We start from the raw sequence: 3511 nt of genomic DNA, 5'->3' as shown, positions 1-3511 counted from the left end.
GGCCATGGCATCGAGGCGGAAACCGAAATCGGCCCGCTCATTAATGCCAGGCAGGCCGGCAAGGTGGTGGGCTATATCAAGGCCGGCCGCGACGAAGGCGCGGAACTGATAGCGGGCGGATCTCGACTGACGGGCGAGCCCTACGACGGCGGCAATTTCATCGCGCCGACCGTCTTCGGCGCGGTGTCGGACAAGATGACCATCGCGCGTGAAGAAATCTTCGGTCCGGTGATTTCGGCGATGCCGTTCGACACGCTCGACGAAGCCGTGGCGCGGGCCAATGCGACGCCCTATGGCTTGGCAGCCGGCATTTTCACCACCCATCTGGGCACCGCGCACAAGCTCGCCCGCCGCATCAAGGCCGGCTCGGTGTGGGTCAACATGTACCACGCCATCGACCCGGCGGTGCCGTTCGGCGGCATGAAGATGTCCGGCTACGGCCGCGAGGGCGGCATCGAACATCTGCATGAATATCTGGAGACCAAATCGGTCTGGATCCAGACCGACTGAGGGTGCGCTGATATTCAGGTGAGGCCGGGCTGCGAATGACGGCGTTCCCGCACTATTCTCGGCGCTCGTGCAAGGTGCCTGTCCGAAGGCGCGATGCTCAGTTTGCCAGTTCGCGCAAATTGGTGCGGATGAGGTTCATCAGCTGTTCGGAGAAGGAGTGGTGCACATAGCCCCGCGCGGTGATGATGCCGACGGAGCGGTGGGCGTCGCGATGGTCGATCGGTACCACTCGCATGCGCTCGTCATTGCGCGAAATGGCGATGCCGGGCACTACGCAGACGCCAAGTCCCGAACACACCAGCGCCACCGCCGTCTGTGCGCTTTCGACCTCGTATTGCGGCTTGAGCTCGATGCCTTCCGCCGCCGTCAGCCGATCGACAAGGCCGCGCACGGCGGTCTTGCGGTTGAGCAGGATGAGCGGATAGCGCAGCAGGTCGGAGAGCAGCAGCTTCTTTTCGCCGCCGTATATTTCCGTGGGAATGCAGGCCATCAGCGGATCGTCGAGGATAGACTCGAACTGGAAGTCCGTCAGGTTTGGCAGTTCCGGGCCGATGTAAAACTCGACCTCCTGCTGTTGCAAAAGGCCAAGCGCGGCCTGCGGCGGGCTCTCGATGACCTCGACGATGCTGCGGGGATAGCGCAACTTGAATGTCGCCAGGATATCGCCCAGCCGGCTTGCCGCGAGCGTCGGGGCGCAGGCGATCTGCACCTTGCCCTTGCGCCGAGCGGCGACCTCCGTCAGCCGGTCGAGGCTGGTCTGCACCTGTGACATCACATTGGCGATCTCCTCGAACAGGATCTGGCCTTCCGGCGTCAGGCTTGCACGCTGTGCGGTGCGGATAAACAGCGAGATGCCGATCTGCTCCTCAAGGTCGCGAATCTGCATCGAGACCGCCGATGGCGAACGATTGCTCTCCTCGGCAGCACGACGGAAGCTGCCGTTTTCGGCGGCAAGCAGGAACGTCTGCAGAAGTTTGAGGTTAATGCTGGGCATATCCGCTCGGGCAGGGTGATCTGACCCCTGACCTATTCAGACGCGGAACCGATTGCAAGGCAATAGGACCGGCCAGACATTGGTCCTGGCTTGACCGGCAAAAGTGTCTTCCTTGTCGAGCCGCTCAATGAACCGCGGCGAACATGACGCGCTCCTCGGTGGCCTCCGACAACATCATCTCCTCGACCACGCGGCCGCGCTTGACCACCAGAATGCGATCCGAAACGGCGAGAATTTCAGGCAGATAGGACGAGATGACAACGACGGCCATGCCTTGCTCGGCGAGATCGCTGATGAGCTGGTGGATCTCGACGATGGCGCCGACGTCGACACCGCGTGTCGGCTCGTCGAAGATCACCAGCCTAGGCTTCTGGATCAGCGATTTGGCGATCACGACCTTTTGCTGGTTACCGCCGGAGAGCTCGATCATCCGAGCTCGGTCGCTGGTCTGCCGCAGGCTCAGACGTTCGCCCCATTCGCGGGCAAGTTGCCTGGCCCGCGCCAGCGACACCATGGAGACGGGATTGGCGCCCTCGGTCAGTTCACCCACTTGAAGGTTCTCGCCCGCAGTCATGGTTTCGAAGAAGCCGTCGACCTTGCGATCCTCGGTGACATAGACGATGCCGTCGCGCACCGCAGGCCTGGGCACCCGGTAGCGCACCGACTTGCCGAGCAGGCGGATCTCGCCGCCGTGGAAGATGTTGCGCTTCAACAGTCCGGCGACGACCTTGGCCATTTCGGTGCGGCCGGCGCCGACAAGGCCGAACATGCCGGTGACCTGGCCCGAGAACACCGAGAAGGAAGAGTTGCGCACCAGGCCGGCGCAGGACAGGTTCTCGACCGAAAGCACCTTGTCGCCATAAGGCCGCGCCGTGCGCTTGACCTCGCCATGCAGCGTTTCGGTCAGCGTGCGGCCGACCATGGCCTGCACGATCGAAGCGCGGGTGAAGCCCTTGGCTTCGCCGGACGCGACAATCTCGCCATCGCGCATGACCGTGATGCGGTTAGCGACGGCAAGCGCCTCTTCCAGCGCATGGGTGATGAAGATGACGGCGATGCCCTCCTTCACCAGCCGCTGCAAAAGTTTAAAGAAGTGGCTCTTCTCTTCGGGCGTCAGCGTCGCGGTCGGCTCGTCGAAGATGATGACGCGTGCCTTGTGGTGGACGGCGCGCGCGATCTCCACCATCTGCTTGTGCGCCGCGCCCAGCGTGCTGACCTGCGCGGACGGGTCGACCTGGAAGCCCATGCCGGCGAGGAACTGCCGCGCCTGAATATAGAGGCCGCGCAACCGGTTGAACATCTTCTCTTCGCCGAGATAGAGATTCTGCGCCACCGTCATGGCCGGCACCAGGTTGGTTTCCTGGAACACCATGGCGATGCCGGCGCGCAGCGCTTCGGCGGGCGTGGCGAAGGACACATCCTTGCCGTCGAAGGTCATCTTGCCCTCGGTCAGCTTGAAGACACCGGCCATGACCTTGGTCAGCGTCGACTTGCCGGCGCCGTTTTCCCCGAGCAGCGCATGGATTTCGCCCTTGCGCAGGTCGAAATTGACATTCTTGAAGGCCGGAATGCGCGCGAACGCCTTGGCGGCGTCCTTGAGTTCAATGATGTTGGCGTCCGACATAGCTTAGCCTCGCTTGCCACTGGCGGCGCTCGCCACGCGCACGATCCGCGATCCGCCGCGCGAGGCGACCAGAAGATCATCGCCCAGCTCGCAGGCGCTCAGCGTCCCGTGCACCTTGCCGTCGGCGCGCGAATGGAAACTCGACAGCGGCTTCATGTTCTGGTCGCAAAGGACCACCAGCCCGTAGGACCTTGTCACCGCATATGGCTTCAGCACGTTCATCTGCTTCAACTGGCTGCCTTGCATGGGCTCGCGATAGTCGCGCCATGAGCCGAGCGACGGCGCCATCCAGTAGGCCTCCGGGACTTCCGCCAGCATGCGGGTGCGGTAGGTCTCCTCGCGCAGGATGAACTCCACCAACTGGTTGCGCACGGAATAGAAGG

General features: G+C 63.1%; 3 protein-coding genes and 1 pseudogene. 1 reads left to right on the top strand and 3 read right to left on the bottom strand.

What is annotated here, in order from left to right; all coding sequences use genetic code 11:
- The coding region (locus EN750_RS24110; protein WP_127397873.1) for an aldehyde dehydrogenase family protein at nt 1-510 on the top strand (510 nt) is incomplete at its 5' end.
- Nucleotides 511-607: 97 nt separating this feature from the next.
- Here the strand turns inward: EN750_RS24110 and EN750_RS24105 are convergent.
- The 3 genes and pseudogenes from EN750_RS24105 to EN750_RS24095 all read right to left on the bottom strand — a co-directional run.
- Nucleotides 608-1504: a LysR family transcriptional regulator gene (locus EN750_RS24105; protein ID WP_027036279.1), complete on the bottom strand. Its 897-nt coding sequence runs from the start codon at nt 1502-1504 to the stop codon at nt 608-610.
- 124 nt (nt 1505-1628) lie between these two features.
- Entirely contained in the window at nt 1629-3128 is a 1500-nt protein-coding gene (locus tag EN750_RS24100; RefSeq protein ID WP_127397872.1) for a sugar ABC transporter ATP-binding protein, read from the bottom strand.
- A gap of 3 nt (nt 3129-3131) precedes the next feature.
- Nucleotides 3132-3511: pseudogene (locus tag EN750_RS24095) on the bottom strand (strictosidine synthase); the annotation flags it as partial.

Origin of the sequence: Mesorhizobium sp. M7A.F.Ca.ET.027.03.2.1 (assembly GCF_003999175.1) — a bacterium.
Lineage (GTDB): Bacteria > Pseudomonadota > Alphaproteobacteria > Rhizobiales > Rhizobiaceae > Mesorhizobium.
This window is presented reverse-complemented; position numbering and strand designations above follow the sequence as displayed.

Excerpts from the sequence above, each read along its gene's own strand:
- EN750_RS24100 (WP_127397872.1), bottom strand. The coding sequence starts at position 3,128 with ATGTCGGACGCCAACATCATTGAACTCAAGGACGCCGCCAAGGCGTTC.
- EN750_RS24105 (WP_027036279.1), bottom strand. The coding sequence starts at position 1,504 with ATGCCCAGCATTAACCTCAAACTTCTGCAGACGTTCCTGCTTGCCGCC.